Consider the following 20437-nt stretch of genomic DNA (forward strand, 5'->3'; position numbering starts at 1 on the left):
TCCGGCGCCTCGCGGTGGTAGGACAGGGCTGCGTACCGGTCCCGCCGGCAAGGGGAGTTGGGCATGACGGCACAGAACATCGACGATGTCGTGGACGGGCTCGCCGGGATCGTGCGCGAGGCCGAGCGCACGGGTGACCGGATCGGGTACTTCGCGGCGCTGTACCGGCAGGTGACCGTCGAGATCCGCGCCGCGATACACAGCGGGCAGTTCGACGACGGCCCCCGCATGGACCGTTTCGACACGCTCTTCGGCAACCGCTACTTCGACGCGTACGACGCCTGGCGCCGGGACCGGAGCGGGCCGCGCTGCTGGCGCGAGACGTTCGGGCTGCTGGACGACGCCGACACCGTCATCGTCCAGCACCTGGTCCTGGGCGTGAACGCGCACATCAACCTCGACCTGGCGGTCGCCGCCGCGGCGACCGTCCCGGGCCAGGACATCCAGGTCCTGCGCCACGACTTCCTGCTGATCAACGACATCCTCGCGCGGGTGGTGCTGGCGGTGCAGGACTCCGTCGACGCCCTGTCGCCCCTGCTGTCGCTGCTGGACAAGGTCGGTGGCCGCACCGACGAGCGGATCCTCGACTTCAGCGTCCGCGAGTCACGCCAGGAGGCCTGGTACAACGCCGTCCTGCTGGCCGGCCAGAACGAAGCGGAGCGCGCGGCCACCGTCGAGCGGCTCGACACCCGGGCCACCGTGCTCGCCCGGCTGATCGCACGGCCCGGCGGCATCGTCCGGCCGGCCCTGGAGCTGATCCGGCACACCGAGAGCGACGACGTCCCGGCCGTCATCAGGCATCTGGACAGCGCCGTGCCCCGATGACGGCTGCGACCGTCTAGAGGCCCGCCGCCGCCGGACGAGGTCACGGACCGGAACTCCCCAGGTCAGGGCGCGAGTGGACCAGCCCCCTCCGGCTCTCCCTCCGGCTCTCCCTCTGGCAGCCCTCCGGTCACGATTGGATTTCGGCCACCTCCGGGCCCTTGCACCATCGCCGTGTAATCGATTCCAATCCTCGGTACACGAAGTCGTGTAATCGATTCCACGAGGAGGTGGAGCGGCGATGGCGAGCATCAAGGACGTCGCCGCCGAGGCGGGCGTTTCCGTCGCCACGGTGTCCCGGGTCCTGAACGACCATCCGTCGGTCAGCGACGACGCCCGTACCCGCGTACTGGCCGCCGTCCAGGCGCTGGGCTACCGCCCGAACGCCGTCGCCCGCTCCCTGCGCACCGACCAGACCCGCACCCTCGGCCTGGTCATCAGCGACGTGATGAACCCCTACTTCACCGAGCTGGCCCGCTCGGTCGAGGAGGCGGCCCGCGCGCTCGGCTACAGCGTCATCATCGGCAACGCCGACGAGCGGCCGGAGCTCCAGGACCACCACGTACGGACGCTGCTCGACCGGCGGATCGACGGGCTGCTGGTCTCCCCCACCGACGGCGGCTCGCCGCTGATGCTGGAGGCGGCCCGGGCCGGGACGCCCATGGTGTTCGTCGACCGGTGGATCCCGGGCGTCGACGTGCCGGTGGTGCGGGCGGACGGGCGGGCCGCGATCCGCGACCTCGTCGCCCACCTGTGCGGGCTGGGGCACCGGCGGGTCGCGATCATCGCCGGGCCGGCGGCCACCACCACCGGCAGCGAACGTGTCCAGGCCTTCCGCGAGGCCCTCGCCGAGTACGGTGTCCCCCTCCCCGACGCCTACATCGGCCAGGGCGACTTCCAGGCCGAGAGCGGGCGGCGGGTCACCGAGGGGTTCCTCGACCTGCCCGAGCCGCCCGAGGTCGTGTTCGCCACGGACAACCTGATGGCGCTGGGCGCGCTGGACGCGGTGCGGGCGCGGGGGCTGCGGGTGCCATGTGACATAGCACTGGCCGCCTTCGACGACATCCCCTGGTTCGTGCACACCGACCCGCCCGTCACCGCCATCGCCCAGCCGACCGGCGAACTCGGCCGGGCCGCCGTACGCGCGCTGGTCGACCGCATCGAGGGCCGGCCGCCCAGGTCCGTCACCCTCCCGGCCCGGCTCGTCGTCCGCCGTTCGTGCGGCGAGGGCCGCGGCGAGAGCGCCGGTGACAACGAGAGGCAGACCCCCGTGCAGAACCAGACCCCTGTGCAAAGGAGCACGTCGTGAGCAACCCGGACGAGTTGCTGCGTATCGAGGGCATACGGAAGTCCTTCCCCGGCGTGGTCGCGCTCGACGGCGTCGACTTCGACCTGCGCCGGGGCGAGGTACACGTACTCCTCGGTGAGAACGGCGCGGGCAAGAGCACGCTCATCAAGATGCTCTCCGGCGCCTACACCCCCGACGCGGGGCGGATCCTGGCCGGCGGCGAGGAGGTGCGCATCCATGGTGCGCAGGACTCCGAGCGGCTCGGGATCGCCACCATCTACCAGGAGTTCAACCTCGTACCCGACCTCACGGTCGCCGAGAACATCTTCCTGGGGCGGCAGCCGCGCCGTTTCGGGATGATCGACCGGAAGCGGATGGAGGCCGACGCCCAGGTCCTGCTGACCCGGGTCGGCGTGAACGTGCCGCCACGTGCGCGGGTCCGTGAACTCGGTATCGCCCGCCTCCAGATGGTCGAGATCGCCAAGGCGCTCAGCCTGGACGCGCGCGTGCTCATCATGGACGAGCCGACCGCCGTGCTCACCTCGGAGGAGGTGGAGAAGCTCTTCGCGATCGTGCGGCAGTTGCGCGCGGACGGGGTCGGGATCGTCTTCATCACGCATCACCTGGAGGAGATCGCCGCCCTCGGGGACCGGGTCACCGTCATCCGCGACGGGAAGAGCGTGGGCCAGGTGCCCGCCGCCACCCCGCAGGAGGAGCTGGTCCGGCTGATGGTCGGGCGGTCCATCGAGCAGCAGTACCCGCGGGAGCGGGGCGAGGCCGGTGCGGCGCTGCTGTCCGTGGAGGGGCTGACCCGGGACGGCGTCTTCCACGACGTGAGTTTCGAGGTGCACGCCGGGGAGGTCGTGGGGATCGCGGGCCTGGTGGGCGCGGGCCGTACGGAGGTCGTACGGGCCGTGTTCGGGGCCGATCCGTACGACAAGGGGGCCGTGAAGGTCTCCGGTGCGGCGCTGCGGCGGCACGACGTCAACGCGGCCATGACCGCAGGGATCGGGCTCGTCCCCGAGGACCGCAAGGGGCAGGGGCTGGTCCTTGACGCCTCCGTCGAGGAGAACCTCGGCCTGGTGACGCTGCGCAAGGCGACCCGGGCCGGGATCGTCGACCTCAGGGGGCAGCATGTGGCCGCCGAGCGGATCGCCGGGCAGCTGGGCGTGCGGATGGCCGGGCTCGGCCAGCACGTGCGGACGCTCTCCGGCGGCAACCAGCAGAAGGTCGTCATCGGCAAGTGGCTGCTCGCCGACACCAAGGTGCTGATCCTCGACGAGCCGACGCGCGGCATCGACGTCGGCGCCAAGGTCGAGATCTACCAGCTGATCAACGAGCTGACGGCGGCCGGGGCGGCCGTACTGATGATCTCCAGCGATCTACCGGAGGTCCTCGGGATGAGCGACCGGGTGCTGGTGATGGCCCAGGGCCGGATCGCGGGCGAACTGACCTCGGACGAGGCCACCCAGGACGCCGTCATGTCCCTCGCCGTGAGCACCCCGACCACCGCGGCCACCTCCACTCCCGCCTCCACCCCCACCGCAACCGACAAGACCGACAGGACCGACAAGGAGGCCGGACGTGGCCACTGACACGCTCAAGAGCGGGAACGCGGGCGCCGGTGGCGTCTCCGGCGTGCGCCGGCTGCTCCTCGACAACGGCGCGCTCACCGCGCTGATCGTTCTCGTCATCGCCATGTCGGCGCTGTCCGGGGACTTCCTCACCACCGACAACCTGCTCAACGTCGGCGTCCAGGCGGCCGTGACGGCCATCCTGGCGTTCGGCGCGACGTTCGTGATCGTCGCGGCGGGCATCGACCTGTCGGTCGGCTCGGTGGCGGCCCTGTCGGCCACCGTGCTGGCGTGGAGCGCCACCTCGCACGGGGTGCCGGTGTTCCTGGCCGTCGTCCTCGCCGTCGCGACCGGCATCGCGGCCGGTCTGGTCAACGGCTTCCTCATCGCCTACGGCAAGCTGCCGCCGTTCATCGCGACGCTCGCGATGCTGTCGGTGGGGCGCGGTCTGGCGCTGGTGATCTCCGGGGGCTCCCCGATCGCCTTCCCCGACTCGGTCTCGCACCTCGGTGACACCCTCGGCGGCTGGCTGCCGGTGCCGGTGCTGGTCATGGTCCTGATGGGGCTGATCGCGGCCTTCGTGCTCGGCCGGACCTACATCGGGCGCTCGATGTACGCGATCGGCGGCAACGAGGAGGCCGCCCGGCTGTCCGGGCTGCGGGTGAACAAGCAGAAGCTCGCCATCTACGCGCTGTCCGGGCTGTTCGCGGCCGTCGCCGGCATCGTGCTGGCCGCCCGGCTGTCCTCGGCGCAGCCGCAGGCCGCCAACGGCTACGAACTGGACGCCATCGCGGCGGTCGTGATCGGCGGCGCCTCGCTGGCCGGCGGCACCGGCAAGGCGTCCGGCACGCTGATCGGCGCGCTGATCCTCGCGGTGCTGCGCAACGGCCTCAACCTGCTCAACGTCTCGGCGTTCTGGCAGCAGGTCGTCATCGGCGTCGTCATCGCGCTGGCCGTCCTGCTGGACACCCTGCGCCGCAAGGCCGGGGCCACCCCGCTCGCCGCCGGCACCGGGGGCAACAGGGGCAAGCAGGCCGGGACGTACGCGCTGGCCGCGGCCGTCACGGTGGCCCTGGTGGCGGCGACCTCGCTGCTCCACACGGGCTCGTCGTCGAGCAACCCGAAGATCGGCCTGTCCCTGTCCACCCTCAACAACCCCTTCTTCGTGCAGATCCGGGCCGGTGCCCAGGCCGAGGCGAAGAAGCAGGGCGTGGACCTGACCGTCACCGACGCCCAGAACGACGCCTCGCAGCAGGCCAACCAGCTCCAGAACTTCACCAGTTCGGGGCTGGGCGCGATCATCGTCAACCCGGTCGACTCGGACGCGGCGAGCAACTCCGTGAAGGCCGCCGACAAGGCCGACATCCCGGTCATCGCCGTCGACCGCGGCGTCAACAACGCCAGGACGGCGACGCTGGTCGCCTCCGACAACGTCACCGGCGGCGAGCTGGCCGCGAAGACGATCGCCGAGAAGCTCGGCGGCCAGGGCAAGATCGTGATCCTGCAGGGCCAGGCCGGCACCTCCGCGGCCCGGGAGCGGGCGCAGGGCTTCGCCAACGGCCTGAAGGCCTACCCCGGTATCCAGGTGGTGGCCCAGCAGCCCGCCGACTTCGACCGCACCAAGGGCCTCGACGTGATGTCGAACCTGCTCCAGGCCCACCCGGACGTCCAGGGCGTCATCGCCGCCAACGACGAGATGGCCCTCGGCGCGATCAAGGCGCTGGGTTCAAAGGCCGGTTCGTCGGTCTCGGTGATCGGCTTCGACGGCACGCCGGACGGCCTGACCGCGGTGAAGAACGGCACGCTGTACGCGTCGGTGGCCCAGCAGCCCAGCCAGCTCGGGAAGATCGCCGTGGACAACGCGCTGAAGGCCGTCAAGGACCAGAAGATCCCGTCGGCGATCAAGGTGCCGGTGAAGGTGGTCACGAAGGACAACGTGGCCGGTTTCACGGGCTGAGACACCAGGGAGGCGGCCGGGCGGTTGAATTGAGCCCCCGGCCGCCTCACCCCATCCGCCGTCCAGCCGTTTAGGGAGTCAACCGATGTACGACTACGACCTCCTGGTCGTGGGTTCGGCCAACGCCGACCTGGTGATCCGTGTCGAGCGGCGGCCGGGCGCGGGTGAGACCGTGCTCGGCGGCGACCTCGCCACGCACCCCGGCGGCAAGGGCGCCAACCAGGCGGTCGCGGCCGCCCGGCTCGGTGCCCGTACCGCCCTGCTGGCCCGGGTCGGCGACGACGCGCACGGCAGGCTGCTGCTCGACTCGCAGCGGGCGGCGGGCGCGGACCCGGTGGGCGTGCTGGTGGGCGGGGCGCCGACGGGGGTCGCCCTCATCACCGTGGATCCTTCCGGGGACAACAGCATCGTCGTCTCGCCGGGCGCGAACGGCCGGCTCACGCCGGCGGACGTGCAGGCCGCGGTGAGCCTCTTCCACGCCTCCCGGGTGGTCTCCGCACAGCTGGAGATCCCGCTGGAGACGGTGCTGGAGGCCGTACGGAACCTGGCCCCCGGCAGCCGTTTCGTCCTCAACCCCTCCCCGCCGCGGCCCCTCCCCGGTGAGGTCCTCGCGGCCTGCGACCCGCTGATCGTGAACGAGCACGAGGCGCGGGTGATCCTCGGCGAGGCGTGCGTGAGCGAGGAACCGGCCGACTGGGCGCGGCTGCTGCTCGCCAAGGGCCCGAAGTCGGTGGTGGTGACGCTGGGCGCGGAGGGTGCGCTGGTGGCCGACGGCGGCGGGGTCTCGCACGTCCCCTCCGTGAAGGTGGACGCGGTGGACACGACCGGCGCCGGGGACGCGTTCACGGCGGCCCTCGCGGTACGGCTCGGGGCGGGCGCGTCGCTCGCCGAGGCGGCGGCGTACGCGGCGCGGGTCGGGGCGGCGGCGGTGACGAAGCGGGGTGCGCAGGAGTCGTACCCGACGGCGGCGGAGGTCGACGCGCTGTGAAGCGGGCGGGGATTCTCAACCGTCATCTCGCGGGCGCGCTCGCCGAGTTGGGGCACGGGCACGGGGTGCTGGTGTGCGACGCCGGGATGCCGATACCGAAGGGGCCGCGAGTGGTGGACCTCGCCTTCCGGGCGGGGGTGCCGTCCTTCGCGGAGGTGCTGGAGGGGCTGCTGGCCGAGCTGGTCGTGGAGGGCGCGACGGCGGCGACGGAGACCCGCGGGGCCAACCCGGCCGCCGCCGCACTCCTCGACGGCCACTTCCCCGACCTGGCCCTGGTCCCGCACGCGCGGCTGAAGAAGCTGTCGGCGGACGCACACCTGGTCGTACGCACTGGCGAGGCCCGGCCGTACGCGAACGTGCTGCTGCGGTGCGGGGTGTTCTTCTGACGCGGCTACGGTTCCGGGAACACCAGCGGCACGCCGTACCGCTTCTCCGCCGCCCGCAGGGCCGGGACGAGGGTGGTGCGCAGCGCGTGGACGGCATCGGCGTGTTCGGGGGCCGCGAGGAAACGGGTGCGCAGCTTGGCGCGGGCAGGTTCGCGCACCGCCTCGACGGGGCGCATGCAGGCTGCGTAGATTCGGCCCAACTCCCTTTCCTTTAATGGAAGTTCACTCGCGTCAGCGGTCTGCATCAGCTGGTCGGCGAGGGCGAAGTAGTCCAGTTCGTCGCGGGCCTCGATGCCGTACCGGGCGAAGCAGTCCGGCAGGGTGTGCAGGGCGCGGACGGTGGCAGGATCCCGGCGTAGTGAGGTGACCGTGCCGAACCACTGCCCCTGCACGTCGGCGTAGCGGTCGCGCAGGGCCCCGGCGGCCGTCTTCCCCCGGGCGAGGCAGGCTCGTACCCCGGCCGCGGTTCCGCTCCGGGCGGGGGCGGGGCCCGCCGACAAAGCGGGCACGGTGGCGCTCTCGCTGGTGCCGTGACGGGCGATGAAGTCCAGGTCGGGGAGTTCGGAGAAGCGGATGAAGGCGGCGGGGTCCGAGGCGGGCAGGGTGAAGCCGCGCTCACGGGCGCAGGAGGCCGCCGCGGCCTGCTCCACCTGCCGCACGAACACGTCCAGCCCTTGCGTCCAGCGGGACTCCGCGCCGGTCGCGGGCAGGACCATGCGCACGGGATCGGCCGGCAGGATGTCGCCGAGCCGGGCCGGGGTCACGGTGACCGCACGCGGGCCGGAGGCGGACTGCGCGGCCGGGGCGGCCGTACAGGAGGTGGCGGCGGCAGTGGTGAGCAGCGCGAGGGCGGCGGCGGTGAGTGCGCGGCGTGGCGAACGGAACATCCGGGTCACGGGTCCTGCCTGCGGGAGGAGGGGTGCCGCGGTCCGCTCGGGCCCACGGCACCCCTGGAGCCGGAACAGGTTCAGTGTGTGATCTCGACGTAGTCGCCTTGGTTGTTGTAGCTCACCACCGTGAACTTCGCGTTGTCCTTCACGTCGGAGCACAGGACCTTCTTGTCGACGGCATAGCTGCCGTCCGCGGCCCAGAGGTAACCCGCGCTGCAGGTCTTCCAGGTCTTGGTGGAGGTGTAGTAGAGACGGCCGGCGTAGGAGTCGGAGTCCGAAGGCAGGTCGCCCGAATAGACAAGATTGACCGCTTTGGTGAGGTTGAGATCGCTGCAGCTGCTGGTCGCCGACTTCAGCGCCGTGTTCCCGACGCCGTCGCGGGGCCCGGTCGCCAGCGACGTGACCACACACGCGTTCGCCGAGGCGGACGCGGCGGGTGCGAGTACCAGACAGCCGGCGGCGGAGACGAGTGCGAGCGCGCCCGCGGCGATGGCCTTCCTCATGTTTCCCCCATGGATTGGAGTGGCTCGGTCTCCCGGAACGCTCGCAGAACGGGCCCCTCGGGGACCACTTCCTTCGAGGGTGTTCTAAAGTCCCGTGCCGCACGCCGGAATTCACGGTTCCGGCGGCGCGGGCCGGGAGGCCGGCCGGAGCAGCGCGGCGCCCAGTGGGGTGAGGGTGTGCAGCACCGTGTTGTGGTGACGGTGGCTGTGGACCAGGCCGGCGTCGCGCAGCACGGTGGTGTGGTGGGTGGCCGTGGGCACCGACACCCCCAGGAACCTGGCCAGTTCGGAGGTGGTCGCGCCGAGTGCGAGGGAGCGCAGGGCAGCCGCCCGGGTCCGGCCCAGCAGGGCCGCGAGCGAGGCGTCCGGCGGGCGTTCGGGGACGGGGCGGCGGACGCCGTGCACGGGGTAGACCAGCAGCGGCTGGAGGGTGTCGTCGGCCATCGAGACCGGTGACTGCCAGCAGAAGTAGGAGGGGACCAGGCGCAGTCCGCGGCCGGCCAGGTGCAGGTCGCGGTCCTCGACGTAGTCGACGTGCAGGACCGGCGGGTGCCAGCGGATGGCGGGTGACAGGCCGGTGAGGAGTCCGTCGACGCCGGCGGCGAGGGCGTCCCGGCCGCGCAGGGCGCGTTCCGCGGCGACCGTGGCGAGGATGCGGTTCTCGTAGGGCGCGACGACCGCCTCGTGGTAGGCGCGCAGGAGTCCGGCCAGGTCCTCGCGGGCCTCGCGTTCCGGCAGCCGGGACGCCCAGTCGGGGGCGCCGCTGGACCGGTCCAGCAGCCCGATCTCGTGGGCGACGCGGTCGGGCGGGGTGTCGACGATCGCGGCGAGCCCGCGGTCCAGGCCGTCGGCGGCCTCGTGCGGGGTGAGGAAGTCGGGCAGGTAGCGGGCCCGGGGCAGCACGGGGACCAGGAGCCGGCGGACGGCCGTGCCGAGCCGGGTGCCGGCCAGGGTGGTCCGGGTCTCGCGGTACCAGTCGGCGTACGCCCAGCGGCCCCGTGAGGTCTGCAATCGGTGCAGGCTGCAGGCGATCTCCCAGAGCGGGTCGGGGGCGCTCGCCACCCGGACACGGGCCAGGTCCCGCGGCGTGAAATGGATGCGCAGCACGAGAACCCCCGTAGTCGACTGCGACGCTTCCGTGCCCCCGGGACATCGCGCCCCGGGACCGATTCGAGGGGGCCCGGTCCGTCGACCGAACCCCCTCGGCTTTCCCCTCCGTATCAGAACCCCCGCGATCCCCCCGGATCCCCCTCCGAAAGCCCTGACGCCAAGTAGACCGGCGGGGTGGGGGGAGGGTTGTACGCGGGTTGAAGATTTTTTCGCGACGGATGACGGCACGGCCCCGCGCAGTGAGCCCGCAGCCGGCGCTGCCGTCCCGGATGACGTGGTGGCAGCGGCCGTTCCCCGACGCCAACATCCCGCTCCTGCACGGACGCCGCCCCGCCCTGATCGACAGCGGGTTCGTCGGCCATGCCGGGGAGACCGCGGTCTGGAACCCCGCGCACACCGGTGGACTCGCCCTGGTCGTGAACACCCACTGGCACTCCGGGCACGCCAATTAACGACAATCTAAGGCAACCGCGAAGACAGGCGGTCCATAGGATCCGTAGGATTCGACGAACGCGCAGGCGTCCCGACGACACCTGCCCCACCCCGGATCGGACGGGGTGGGGCAGGCTCTCGGGGAAGCCGGCCAGGGGAAACCGACTATTCAGCCGCGGCGCGCCGCGGGCGGATTCAGCGGACCGTGACGGACACGTTCTTGGAGACGGCGCTGCCGTCCTTGACGCGCAGAACCTCGACGCCCTTCTTGTCGAACTTGTCGGTCAGCTTGTAGGCCGCCTTGGAGACCTTCGCGGTCGCGGGCAGCGACACCCACTTCTTGCCGTCCTTGACCTGGAGGGTCACCTTGCTGCCCTCCTTGACGCCGTCGACCTTGCCGGTGAAGGTGACGACATCGCCCAGGCGGACGGTGCCGGCGCTCGCCTTGAGGGTGATGGAGGGAGCCGGGGCCGGGGCGGCGACAGCGGCGGTGGCACCGGCGGCGACAAGGGCGGCGGAGGCCACGGCGACGGTGGCGATACGCATGTTCACAGAGAACTCCTTGGTTATCAATTGCCTTTTCCAACCGCAATCCCGGGCCATTTACTCGCCCTTGCGGCTGACTCGAATCCTATAGACACGAGCAGGCAGGGCGCGGTTCCGACCGAATGGAAAAAACCTGAACTGACAGGTGAAACACAGCAAATTGAAAAAGGCCGTAACCCGTGAACAGGGAATATAAAAAAGACCTGTGTGAAGAAGTCCTCACACAGGTGCCGTCAGCCCTCCAGCCGGACCGGCATCAGAAGCGAGAAGGCGCTCTCGTCGTCGGGTCGGCGGATCGTGATCGGCGCGGTGGGCACGCCGAACTCCAGAACCAGCCGGTCGCGGGCCCCGGAGGCCAGCGCGGCAAGCGCGGCCAGCAGGAACTCGCGGTTGACGGCGACGCGGTTCGGGTCTTCACCGGCATCGGCCCCGTCGGCATCGGCGCAGAGGGTCACCGCGCCGTCGTCCGCCACCCCGAGCACGCTGAGATCGGGCGCCCCGGCCTCCCCGGAGCGGACGGGCCCCGTCTCCAGGGCCCGCCGGAAGGCCGCCACCTCGACGACCGCGCGGCGGCCACCGGCCCGGGGCAGGAGACGGTGGTAGTCGGGGAACTCGTGGGCGAGACACCGGCCGGCCGTCTGCCTGTCCCCGGCCTCCAACGTCACGCGGTCACCGTCGAGCGAGAGTCGCACCGGCCCCTCGCCGTCCGACAGCGCTCGCATCGCGTCGGCGAGCGCGCTGGGCACGACGGCCTGCACCCGGCCCCCGTCATGCCCGGCGACGCCGACCCGTGCGAACGCCATTCGGTACCGGTCGGTGGCCACGACACGCAGGCTCTCGCCCTGGACGTCGAACAGCACACCGCCGAGCATCGGCAGTGCGGGGTCGGTGCTCACCGCGAAACGGACCGCGTCCAGCGCGGCTGCCAGTTCCGGCGCGGCGACGGACAGCCGGACGGCGGGGATACGGAGCGAGGTCATGACGTTCTCCCGGTGATCGAGTAGTGCGCGGAGCGCGGAGAACTCGCTGCGGGCGTCGGACAGCCCCAGTTCGAGACGGCGCAGGTGTGCTTTGAAGAGCTCCCGGACCAGATCGGTGTCCGCGCCGGACCAACTGGCCAGCACCAGCCGGATGTCCGCCAGCGGCATCCCGGCCCGGCGCAGCCGGGCCAGCAGCCGGGCCTCCTCCAACTGCTCCGGCTCGTACCAGCGATAACCGCTCACCGGATCCACCCAGGCCGGGACCAGCACACCGGCCCGGTCGTAGAACCGCAGGGCACTCACGCCCAGGCCGCTGTCACGGGCCAGCTCCCCGATGCTGCGCATGTCGTTCTCCACACCCGGCACTCTGGGCCCTGCACAAGGTCGAGGGTCAACCACGCGGCAGCCGCGCGCCCCTGCTCTCGGCGACACGCTTCACGTCCCGCAGCGATTCGCTCAGCCGCCGGGCCAGGTAACGGAGTTCCTCGGCGGTCAGCCGCTGCTCGGCGAGGAGTTCGGCCGCGTGGTCGAGCAGGTCGTCCGCCATAGCGAGGTGCACACTCTCGATCCGGTCGGCGAGCCGGGAGACGTATCCCGTCCCGTCGCCCACGAGATACCCCGGCTTGCCGTCCGCACCGGTCCACGGAAGCAGACGCCCGCTCACGCGTAGATCTCCACGTGGTCGAGATAAGGCCGGACGAGCGGGCTGTCCTCGCCGCGCAAGGGGGCTTCACGGCCGACGTACGGGCACGAGTACGGGTATGTGTACGCGAGCGGCACGACCGCCCTGCGGCGCCGTCGCCCGCGAGCGGGCAGGAGGAACCGGAGCAACGGCTCGACCAGCCGGGACAGGAGATGCGTCATGCCGACCTGCTTTCTCACCTGCGGTGACTTCACTGTGTGGCGATTCCCTCACAGAGTGGGGTCGGGAGTGGCTACGCTTCCAGGGGCGGGGACTTGACAGAGCCTTTGTCAGGAACGGGAGTTGGCCGCATGAGCGAGCGCCAGAAGCCTCGGACGCAACGGGAGAAGTACGGGGAGGAGCTGAGGCTGCGGCGGACGACCGCCGGTCTCACCCAGGAGGAACTGGGCGAACTGGTCGTGTGCTCGCCCACGCTGATCAGTCACTTCGAGGCGGGGCGGCGGCTGCCGAAGCCGGATGACGCGCGCCGGATCGACCGGGCCATCAAGACGGACGGGTTCTTCGAACGGTGGCTGCAGGACCTGGACTCGAAGTACAACGACTATTTCGCGGCCGTGGCCGAGCTGGAGCAACAGGCGACGGTGATCCAGCAGTTCGCGCTGTCGTTGGTTCCCGGCGTGTTCCAGACCGAGGACTACGCAAGTGCACTCTTCCGCGCGTACCGGCCGACCTATGTGGCTGAGGAACTTGACGGGTTCCTCGTCAACCGAACAAAACGCCGCCGAATCCTCGACGGCCCCGACCAGCCGGTCATCTGGACGCTACTCGACGAGTCGGTGTTGCGGCGCCACGTCGGCGGCGCCCAGGTCATGGCCGTACAGTTGCACAAGATCGCGGACATGGCCGAGGCGGGGCGACTACGGCTTCATGTGCTTCCGTACGGTGTCGGAGCACACGCTCTCCTGCAGAGCTACCTCACGCTCATGAGCTTTGAGGACTCCGCCCCTGTGGCCTACGTCGAAGGCTTTCTCACCGGCAACCTGATGGACGATCCGGCGCTGGTGAGTGCCAGCCAGACGGCCTACGCTCTGGCCTTGAGCGACGCGTTGTCGCACCAGCAGTCACTTGCCGTCGTCAGAGCGGCAGCGGAGGAACACGCACATGGCCAGCAGTGAGCCCATCGCCACCGGGTGGTACAAGTCCAGCTACAGCGGTGGCACCAACGACGACTGCCTGGAGATCGCCCGCGGTCACGCCACCGTCCCCGTGCGCGACAGCAAGGCCGGTTCCACCGGCCCCGCGCTGGTGTTCTCGGCGGGCGGCTGGGCCGCGTTCGTAGGGGCCGTGCGGGACGGGCATCTCAGTAGCTGACGCCCCGGAAGTGCAGGAAAGCGGTGCGCAGTTCGGGGTCGCGGAGGAGGGCGAGGGTCTCCTCCTCCGCCACGAACAGGGCATCGGCCGCCGGGTGGCCGGACTGGTGGAACATGGCGACGAGCACATCGATGAGGGGGCGGTTCCAGGCGACCCGGACGATCCGCGTCGCCTTGTCGTGCTGTCCCCTGTCCATGGCTATGCGCCACAGCTCGACGGAGTCCGTGGCCGTCGAGTAGGCGTCCGTGCGCCCCTTGACCAGGACCGCTCTATTGAGGCCGAACACCTCGATGCAGGCCCGTCCCCGGTCGGTCAGGCCCCGGTACGTGCCCAGCGGGAGCACCAGCCGCAGGTGGTCCAGGGGGTCCTCGGCCGTCGGGTCGACGAGCAGGGGGCTGCCGTCGGCCGCGACCGGAAAACGGCTCCGCTTCTGGTTGCTGTTGCAGAACGAGCAGGCGAGCACATGGTTGAGCCAGTCGAAGGTGCGCAGCGGAGCGAGGCTCTTCGGCTCGAAGTGGTCGATGTCCGTGCCCTGGCCGTCGCCGCAGTACATGCAGCGCTCGTGGCCCGGAGCCATCTCCGCCAGCCCCTTGGCGAGTTCGGGGCGGACCTGTCGGCGGTTCGCCCAGAGTTCCTTCGCCCTGTCCTTGCGTTCCTGCTCCGTGGCCCGCTGCCTGATGTCGTCGGTGTAGTCCCGCAGCCGTTCCATCGTGGCCGCCTGCAAGACGGCACGCCGAAGCCGGATCACTCCCTCTCGTCCTTGATCTCCTCCGCGATCCGGTGGAGGTGCGCGCCCATCTCGTCCAGACGGGCCGACGGCGAGCTGGCGAGCCGTTCCTTGAGCTCCCGGTAGCGCGCGAGGGACTCCGCCGACGGGACCCCGTCGTAGATCTCCGCCTCCAGCTCCACGAACTCGGCCCTCGCCTGCTCGGCCCGCTCGGAGTAGGGCGTGTCGAGACCGAAGAGGTCGGAGAGGACGGCGTCGTCGCCGCTGCCGTACACCACCCGGTCGTACAGCTCCTGGTCGATGACCTCGGGCGGGCGGGCCTCGTCCACGCCGGGCAGCCGGATCAGGCCGCCGGGGTCGGCCGCCTGGCAGATGTAGGGGCTGTGCGTGGTGACGATGAACTGGATACGCGGGAAGTGGGCGGTCAGCCAGGGGCCGATCCGGCGCTGCCAGGACACGTGCAGATGGGCGTCGATCTCGTCGATGATGACGACGCCGGGGGCCGTCACCGTAGCCGACCCGAATCCGCCCTCCCGGAAGTCGGGCTCCCACATGTGCTCACCGAACACGTCGTGCAGTTGCTTGAGGATGTCGACGACAAGCGCCGCCACCGTACGGAACCCGTCGCTCATCTCCCGCAGCGGGAAGCGGCTGTCCCGCCGCTCCACCCACAGCCCCTCCGAGTCGACGTCGTTGATCCGGTACCCGTCCGGCAGCAGCCCGTCTCCGAGCAGCAGCAGAGCGAACGCCTTCAGCTCCCGCGCACCCCATCTGCCCTCCAGCCCGCGCAGATGCTGCTCGATCAGCCAGGTGACCCCCTCGGCGAGTGAGGCGTCCTCATGGAAGAGGCTCGTGTGCCTGGCCACGGGCCCCGACGCCAGCATCAGCCGCTGTACCTCGCCCGAGCCGCCGGCCATCCGCCGGAACGGCCCGTAGGCCGCGGAGAACCAGCCCGCGGGATTGTCCGCCCACGGACCACGGCGGGCGATGCTCGTCTGCCCTCTGGTGTACTTGATCTCGTCGAGTCCGGGCAGGGGGGTACCCCGGCGGACCGGAACCCTGCCCGCGAAGCCGTCGCGGGGCGTTTTCCAACGCAACCCGGCCCGGAAGGGACCGGCGGGCGGGCGGCCCTGCGAGAAGCGGTCGTGCCCCGTGTCCCGGCTGATCTCGACCTCGACCTCACCCGCCGTGCTCTGCTCACTCACCCAGTTCTCGAACACCGGCACCAGACTGCGGGCCACCCCCGGCCCGCTGAGCGCCAGCGCCATCGCCCGCAGCAGCGTCGTCTTGCCCGAGCCGTTGCGCCCCGCGAGCACCGTCCATCCAGCGTGACTTCCGTCGGGGCGGGTCAGCGTGAGGTCGACTTCGCGGGGGCCGTGGAAGGACTTGATGTCCTTCACGATGATCCGGCTGACGTACATGGTCGTCGGCGTCCGTTCGCTCGGGTGTCACACCCGATCCTAGGGCCGTGGCCTGCCCGGCAGTGCGGGAAACGGGCAGGCCACCGACCCGTCAGTCCGCCGTGTGCGCCACGAACCGCTTCGCGGTCTCGGCGAGCACCTCCCGTCCGTCGCGCGCCCACAGGCCGTCGTTGAAGAGTTCGACCTCGATGGGGCCGGTGTAGCCGGCCGCCTCCACGTAGCCCTGCCACTCGCGCATGTCGATCGCGCCGTCGCCGATCTGGCCGCGGCCGTTGAGGACGCCCTCCGGCAGCGGGGTGGTCCAGTCGGCGAGCTGGAAGGTGTGGATGCGGCCGCCCGCGCCGGCCCGGGCGATCTGTGCGGGTGCCTGGTCGTCCCACCAGATGTGGTACGTGTCGACGGTGACGCCGACCTGGTGGGCCGGGAAGCGTTCCGCGAGGTCCAGGGCCTGGGTGAGGGTGGAGACCACGCAGCGGTCCGAGGCGAACATGGGGTGCAGGGGCTCGATGGCGAGGCGGACGCCGTGCTCTTCGGCGTAGGGGCCGAGTTCGGCGAGGGCGTCGGCGATGCGTTCACGGGCGCCGTGCAGGTCCTTCGAGCCCGCAGGGAGGCCGCCGGAGACCAGGACGAGGGTGTCCGTGCCGAGGGTCGCGGCCTCCTCGATCGCCCGCCGGTTGTCGGCGAGCGCGGCGGCCCGCTCGTCCGGGTCGATGGCCGTGAAGAAGCCGCCGCGGCACAGGGTGGTGACGGTCAGGCCCGCCCCGCGCAGCAGTTTGGCGGTCGCGTCGAGGCCGTAGGACCGGACCGGCTCACGCCACAGACCGACGCCCGGCACGCCCAGGTCCAGGCAGGCGTCGGCCAGTTCGGGCAGCGAGAGCTGCTTGACGGTCATCTGGTTGATCGAGAAGCGGTCCAGGGACGTCATCGAGCGGCTCCGTACAGGGCGAGGAGGGTCTTCATCCGTTCCTCGGCAAGTTTGGGGTCCGGGAACAGGCCCAGGCCGTCGGCGAGTTCGTAGGCGCGCGCGAAGTGCGGGAGGGAACGCGCCGACTGGAGGCCGCCGACCATCGTGAAGTGGGTCTGGTGGCCGGCCAGCCAGGCCAGGAAGACCACGCCCGTCTTGTAGAAGCGGGTGGGCGTCTGGAAGAGGTGGCGGGAGAGTTCGACGGTGGGGTCGAGGAGGGCGCGGAAGCCCGCCGTGTCGCCCGTGTCCAGGATCCGGACCGCCTCGGCCGCCAGCGGTCCCAGCGGGTCGAAGATGCCGAGCAGGGCGTGGCTGAAGCCCTGCTCGTCGCCCGCGATCAGCTCGGGGTAGTTGAAGTCGTCGCCGGTGTAGCAGCGGACGCCCTGCGGCAGGCGGCGGCGGATGTCGATCTCGCGGCCGGCCTCCAGCAGCGACACCTTGATGCCGTCGACCTTGTCGGGGTGGGCGGCGATGACCTCAAGGAAGGTGTCGGTGGCCGTGTCGAGGTCGGCGGAGCCCCAGTAGCCCGCCAGCGCCGGGTCGAACATGGGGCCGAGCCAGTGCAGGACCACCGGCTCGGTGGCCTGGCGCAGCAGGTGGCCGTAGACGTCGAGGTAGTCCTCGGGGCCGGTGGCGGCCGCCGCGAGCGCCCGGGAGGCCATCAGGATGGCCTGGGCGCCGGTCTCCTCGACGAGGGCGAGCTGCTCCTCGTAGGCGGCGCGGACCTCGGCGAGGGTCGCCGGGCCGGTGAGCTGGTCGGTGCCGACGCCGCAGGCGATCCGGCCGCCGACGGCACGGGCCTCGGCGGCGCTGCGGCGGATCAGCTCGGCCGCGCCCGCCCAGTCCAGGCCCATGCCGCGCTGGGCGGTGTCCATCGCCTCGGCGACGCCCAGGCCGTGCGCCCACAGGTGGCGGCGGAAGGCGAGGGTGGCATCCCAGTCGACGGCGGCGGGCGCGTCCGGGCTGGTGTCGGCGAACGGGTCGGCGACAATGTGCGCCGCCGAGAAGACCGTACGGGAGTTGAACCCTCCCCCAGCCGAGGACAGGGAGATTCCTGGCTCACGTCGCCTGTGGCCCTGCGGACCAGCGGGTCTTACACGATCTACACCAGCCGGGTTGGAACCAGCCCGGTTTTGAACCGCGAGTGAAGAAGTTGTTGCGCTGGCTTGGCTCTCGCTCAGCACGTCGGAAATGTTACCAGGTGTCCCGGGGGTGCCTGCGAGCGGCTCGGTGCGCGGCTCGTAGACCCGGAACGACCCGTCGGGGGCGGGGAGGTGGATGGTCACAGCTCGATCTCCGGTACGTCGATGCGGCGGCCCTCCGCCGACGACTTCAGGCCCAGCTCGGCGAGCTGCACGCCGCGGGCGCCGGCCAGCAGGTCCCAGTGGTAGGGGGCGTCGGCGTAGACGTGCTTGAGGAACAGCTCCCACTGGGCCTTGAAGCCGTTGTCGAACTCGGTGTTGTCGGGGACCTCCTGCCACTGCTCGCGGAAGGCGTAGGTGGCGGGGATGTCCGGGTTCCAGACCGGCTTGGGGGTCGCGCTGCAGTGCTGGGCACGGCAGTTGCGCAGGCCGGCGACCGCTGAGCCTTCGGTGCCGTCCACCTGGAACTCGACCAGCTCGTCGCGGTTGACGCGGACCGCCCAGGAGGAGTTGATCTGGGCCACGGCGCCGCCGTCGAGCTCGAAGATGCCGTACGCGGCGTCGTCGGCCGTCGCGTCGTAGGGCTTGCCGTTCTCGTCCCAGCGCTGCGGGACGTGGGTGGCGGTGAGGGCCTGGACGGACTTCACGCGGCCGAACAGCTCGTGCAGCACGTACTCCCAGTGCGGGAACATGTCGACGACGATGCCGCCGCCGTCCTCCGCGCGGTAGTTCCAGGACGGGCGCTGGGCCTCCTGCCAGTCGCCCTCGAAGACCCAGTAGCCGAACTCGCCGCGGACCGAGAGGATCCGGCCGAAGAAGCCGCCGTCGATGAGCCGCTTCAGCTTCAGCAGGCCGGGCAGGAAGATCTTGTCCTGGACGACGCCGGACTTGACGCCCTTGGCGTGGGCGAGGCGGGCCAGCTCCAGGGCGCCCTCCAGGCCGGTGGCCGTGGGCTTCTCGGTGTAGATGTGCTTTCCGGCGGCGATGGCCTGCTGGAGGGCCTCCTCGCGGGCGGAGGTGACCTGCGCGTCGAAGTAGATGTCGATGGTGGGGTCGGCGAGGACGGCCGACAGGTCCGTGGAGATGTGCTCGTCCGACAGGCCGTGGCGGTCGGCGATCTCGCGGAGCGCGTGCTCGCGGCGGCCGACGAGGACCGGTTCCGGCCACAGCACCGTGCCGTCGCCGAGGTCGAGTCCGCCCTGTTCGCGCAGGGCGAGGATCGAGCGGACGAGGTGCTGGCGGTAGCCCATGCGCCCGGTGACGCCGTTCATGGCGATACGCACCGTCTTGCGGTTCACGTGTGTCCCTTCGTCCGCGTGCGTCCCAGTGACGCAGCAAGCGCTTTCTATATGGTCTGAAGCTAGCCTTTGACCCCTGGTCTGTACAAGACCGTGATGGGGTCGAGTTGTTCGAGGGGGCGAACAACAGGAGTGAATGGCCTTATGGTCTGCACGGCAAGGGGGCTTCCTATGAGCAAGCTGTCGATCGGGCCGCTGATCAGGTTGATCAGCCTGTCTACGACGACGTACGACGAAATGCGCGACCGGAGGACGACGAGATGACGGTGACCCTGGCGGACGTGGCGGCCCGCGCCCAGGTCTCGCCCGCGACGGTGTCGCGCGTACTGAACGGCAACTACCCCGTGGCGGCGTCCACGCGGGAGCGGGTGCTGCGGGCGGTGGACGAGCTGGACTACGTCCTGAACGGGCCGGCGAGCGCGCTCGCGGCGGCCACCTCCGACCTGGTCGGCATCCTGGTCAACGACATCGCGGACCCGTTCTTCGGGATCATGGCGAGCGCGATCCAGGCCGAGATCGGCGGTCCCGGCGGGCGTGCGGGCGGCGAGCGGCTGGCGGTGACCTGCAACACCGGGGGGTCGCCTGAGCGGGAGCTGACCTACCTGACCCTGCTGCAGCGGCAGCGGGCGGCGGCGGTGATCCTGACCGGCGGTGCCATGGAGAACGCGCCGCACGCGGCGGCGGTGGCGGCGAAGCTGCGCAAGCTGGCGGACGCCGGGACCCGGGTGGTGCTGTGCGGCCGGCCGCCGGCGCCGGACACCGACGCGGTGGCGCTGACCTTCGACAACCGCGGCGGCGGCAAGCAGCTGACCGAGCACCTCATCGGGCTCGGCCACCGGCGCCTCGGCTACATCGCGGGCCCCGAGGAGCGGACGACCACCCGGCACCGCCTGGAGGGCCACCGGGCCGCGCTGGCCGAGGCCGGCATCGAGGAGGATCCGCGCTGGACCGTGCACGGGCGGTACGACCGGCGGGCGGGGTACGAGGCGACGCTGGAGCTGCTGCGCCGGGACCCCTCGCTCACGGCGGTGGTGGCGGCGAACGACTCGGTCGCGCTGGGCGCGTGCGCGGCGCTGCGGGAGTCGGGGCTGCGGATCCCGGCGGACGTGTCGGTGGCCGGCTTCGACGACCTGCCGTTCAGCATCGACGCGGTGCCGTCGCTGACGACGGTGCGGTTGCCGCTGGCGGAGGCGGGGGCGCGGGCCGGGCGGATCGCCATGGGGCGCGAGGAGCCGCCGCCGGGCGGGATCGCGACAGTACGGGGGGAGCTGATGGTGCGGGGGTCGTCGGGGGTGCCGCGCACCTGACCACCCACCGGCGACGAGAACCCCGACAGCGGGGGCGCGGCTCAGGTGCCCCCGACCTCCCCTCGTCCCGACGGTCGCGGTCCGGCTG

At 71.2% G+C, this 20437-nt stretch carries 22 protein-coding genes; 10 read left to right on the forward strand and 12 right to left on the reverse strand.

Annotated features, from left to right (window positions below):
* Positions 1 to 63: 63 nt before the first annotated feature.
* From ACGF5O_RS06155 to rbsD, 6 genes are all read left to right on the forward strand, one after another.
* Complete coding sequence (locus tag ACGF5O_RS06155; RefSeq protein ID WP_393808715.1) at positions 64 to 825, forward strand: DUF5995 family protein; 762 nt, start codon at positions 64 to 66, stop codon at positions 823 to 825.
* Positions 826 to 1063: 238 nt separating this feature from the next.
* Positions 1064 to 2131 carry a LacI family DNA-binding transcriptional regulator gene (locus ACGF5O_RS06160; RefSeq protein WP_393808716.1) on the forward strand — a complete coding sequence of 356 codons (1068 nt, stop codon included), beginning with the start codon at positions 1064 to 1066 and terminating at the stop codon, positions 2129 to 2131.
* Complete coding sequence (locus ACGF5O_RS06165; protein ID WP_393808717.1) at positions 2128 to 3705, forward strand: sugar ABC transporter ATP-binding protein; 1578 nt, start codon at positions 2128 to 2130, stop codon at positions 3703 to 3705. The genes ACGF5O_RS06160 and ACGF5O_RS06165 overlap by 4 nt, the downstream gene beginning before the upstream one ends.
* Positions 3695 to 5641: a substrate-binding domain-containing protein gene (locus ACGF5O_RS06170; RefSeq protein ID WP_393808718.1), complete on the forward strand. Its 1947-nt coding sequence runs from the start codon at positions 3695 to 3697 to the stop codon at positions 5639 to 5641. The genes ACGF5O_RS06165 and ACGF5O_RS06170 overlap by 11 nt, the downstream gene beginning before the upstream one ends.
* Positions 5642 to 5726: 85 nt before the next feature.
* On the forward strand, positions 5727 to 6629 hold the full coding sequence (locus ACGF5O_RS06175; protein ID WP_393808719.1) for a ribokinase: 903 nt from the start codon (positions 5727 to 5729) through the stop codon (positions 6627 to 6629).
* Positions 6626 to 7015, forward strand: coding sequence for a D-ribose pyranase (gene rbsD, locus ACGF5O_RS06180; protein ID WP_393808720.1), 390 nt, complete (start codon positions 6626 to 6628; stop codon positions 7013 to 7015). Before ACGF5O_RS06175 ends, rbsD begins: the two co-directional genes overlap by 4 nt.
* 5 nt (positions 7016 to 7020) lie before the next feature.
* Here the strand turns inward: rbsD and ACGF5O_RS06185 are convergent, their stop codons facing one another.
* The 3 genes from ACGF5O_RS06185 to ACGF5O_RS06195 form a co-directional block, all read right to left on the reverse strand.
* Positions 7021 to 7902, reverse strand: coding sequence for a hypothetical protein (locus tag ACGF5O_RS06185; RefSeq protein WP_393808721.1), 882 nt, complete (start codon positions 7900 to 7902; stop codon positions 7021 to 7023).
* Between the two features lie 80 nt (positions 7903 to 7982).
* Positions 7983 to 8408: a hypothetical protein gene (locus ACGF5O_RS06190; protein WP_393808722.1), complete on the reverse strand. Its 426-nt coding sequence runs from the start codon at positions 8406 to 8408 to the stop codon at positions 7983 to 7985.
* A 111-nt stretch (positions 8409 to 8519) separates the two neighbouring features.
* Positions 8520 to 9515, reverse strand: coding sequence for an ArsR/SmtB family transcription factor (locus ACGF5O_RS06195; RefSeq protein ID WP_393808723.1), 996 nt, complete (start codon positions 9513 to 9515; stop codon positions 8520 to 8522).
* Between the two features lie 242 nt (positions 9516 to 9757).
* Between ACGF5O_RS06195 and ACGF5O_RS06200 the strand changes: the two genes are divergently transcribed.
* Positions 9758 to 9970 carry a hypothetical protein gene (locus ACGF5O_RS06200; protein ID WP_393808724.1) on the forward strand — a complete coding sequence of 71 codons (213 nt, stop codon included), beginning with the start codon at positions 9758 to 9760 and terminating at the stop codon, positions 9968 to 9970.
* Positions 9971 to 10145: 175 nt separating this feature from the next.
* On the opposite strand, the gene ACGF5O_RS06205 is transcribed toward ACGF5O_RS06200, so the two are convergent.
* From ACGF5O_RS06205 to ACGF5O_RS06220, 4 genes are all read right to left on the reverse strand, one after another.
* Positions 10146 to 10496, reverse strand: coding sequence for a hypothetical protein (locus tag ACGF5O_RS06205; RefSeq protein WP_362582808.1), 351 nt, complete (start codon positions 10494 to 10496; stop codon positions 10146 to 10148).
* A 233-nt stretch (positions 10497 to 10729) separates the two neighbouring features.
* Positions 10730 to 11821: a MerR family transcriptional regulator gene (locus ACGF5O_RS06210; RefSeq protein WP_393808725.1), complete on the reverse strand. Its 1092-nt coding sequence runs from the start codon at positions 11819 to 11821 to the stop codon at positions 10730 to 10732.
* Positions 11822 to 11867: 46 nt separating this feature from the next.
* Positions 11868 to 12140 carry a hypothetical protein gene (locus ACGF5O_RS06215; protein WP_393808726.1) on the reverse strand — a complete coding sequence of 91 codons (273 nt, stop codon included), beginning with the start codon at positions 12138 to 12140 and terminating at the stop codon, positions 11868 to 11870.
* Positions 12137 to 12340: a hypothetical protein gene (locus tag ACGF5O_RS06220; RefSeq protein WP_393808727.1), complete on the reverse strand. Its 204-nt coding sequence runs from the start codon at positions 12338 to 12340 to the stop codon at positions 12137 to 12139. The genes ACGF5O_RS06215 and ACGF5O_RS06220 overlap by 4 nt, the downstream gene beginning before the upstream one ends.
* A 129-nt stretch (positions 12341 to 12469) precedes the next feature.
* Between ACGF5O_RS06220 and ACGF5O_RS06225 the strand changes: the two genes are divergently transcribed.
* Together ACGF5O_RS06225 and ACGF5O_RS06230 are read left to right on the forward strand one after the other, a co-directional pair.
* Entirely contained in the window at positions 12470 to 13294 is an 825-nt protein-coding gene (locus ACGF5O_RS06225) for a helix-turn-helix transcriptional regulator (protein ID WP_362582822.1), read from the forward strand.
* Complete coding sequence (locus tag ACGF5O_RS06230; RefSeq protein ID WP_393808728.1) at positions 13281 to 13490, forward strand: DUF397 domain-containing protein; 210 nt, start codon at positions 13281 to 13283, stop codon at positions 13488 to 13490. Before ACGF5O_RS06225 ends, ACGF5O_RS06230 begins: the two co-directional genes overlap by 14 nt.
* Here the strand turns inward: ACGF5O_RS06230 and ACGF5O_RS06235 are convergent.
* The 5 genes from ACGF5O_RS06235 to ACGF5O_RS06255 all read right to left on the reverse strand — a co-directional run bounded on the left by ACGF5O_RS06235 (position 13480) and on the right by ACGF5O_RS06255 (position 19042).
* Positions 13480 to 14238 (reverse strand): HNH endonuclease, encoded by a 759-nt coding sequence (locus ACGF5O_RS06235; protein WP_393808729.1) that lies wholly within the window; start codon positions 14236 to 14238, stop codon positions 13480 to 13482. The genes ACGF5O_RS06230 and ACGF5O_RS06235 overlap by 11 nt on opposite strands.
* Complete coding sequence (locus tag ACGF5O_RS06240; protein ID WP_393808730.1) at positions 14235 to 15638, reverse strand: AAA family ATPase; 1404 nt, start codon at positions 15636 to 15638, stop codon at positions 14235 to 14237. Before ACGF5O_RS06240 ends, ACGF5O_RS06235 begins: the two co-directional genes overlap by 4 nt.
* 91 nt (positions 15639 to 15729) lie before the next feature.
* Entirely contained in the window at positions 15730 to 16563 is an 834-nt protein-coding gene (locus ACGF5O_RS06245) for a sugar phosphate isomerase/epimerase family protein (protein ID WP_393808731.1), read from the reverse strand.
* On the reverse strand, positions 16560 to 17654 hold the full coding sequence (locus ACGF5O_RS06250; protein ID WP_393808980.1) for a dihydrodipicolinate synthase family protein: 1095 nt from the start codon (positions 17652 to 17654) through the stop codon (positions 16560 to 16562). Before ACGF5O_RS06250 ends, ACGF5O_RS06245 begins: the two co-directional genes overlap by 4 nt.
* Before the next feature lie 230 nt (positions 17655 to 17884).
* Entirely contained in the window at positions 17885 to 19042 is a 1158-nt protein-coding gene (locus tag ACGF5O_RS06255) for a Gfo/Idh/MocA family protein (protein WP_393808732.1), read from the reverse strand.
* A gap of 260 nt (positions 19043 to 19302) precedes the next feature.
* Here ACGF5O_RS06255 and ACGF5O_RS06260 point away from each other — a divergent pair, with 260 nt between their 5' ends.
* Positions 19303 to 20349, forward strand: a complete 1047-nt coding sequence (locus ACGF5O_RS06260; RefSeq protein ID WP_393808733.1) for a LacI family DNA-binding transcriptional regulator — start codon at positions 19303 to 19305, stop codon at positions 20347 to 20349.
* The last annotated feature ends 88 nt before the right edge of the window (positions 20350 to 20437 follow it).

The sequence above is a fragment of the Streptomyces sp. NPDC048291 genome, assembly GCF_043201715.1.
In the GTDB taxonomy this organism is placed as follows: Bacteria; Actinomycetota; Actinomycetes; order Streptomycetales; family Streptomycetaceae; genus Streptomyces.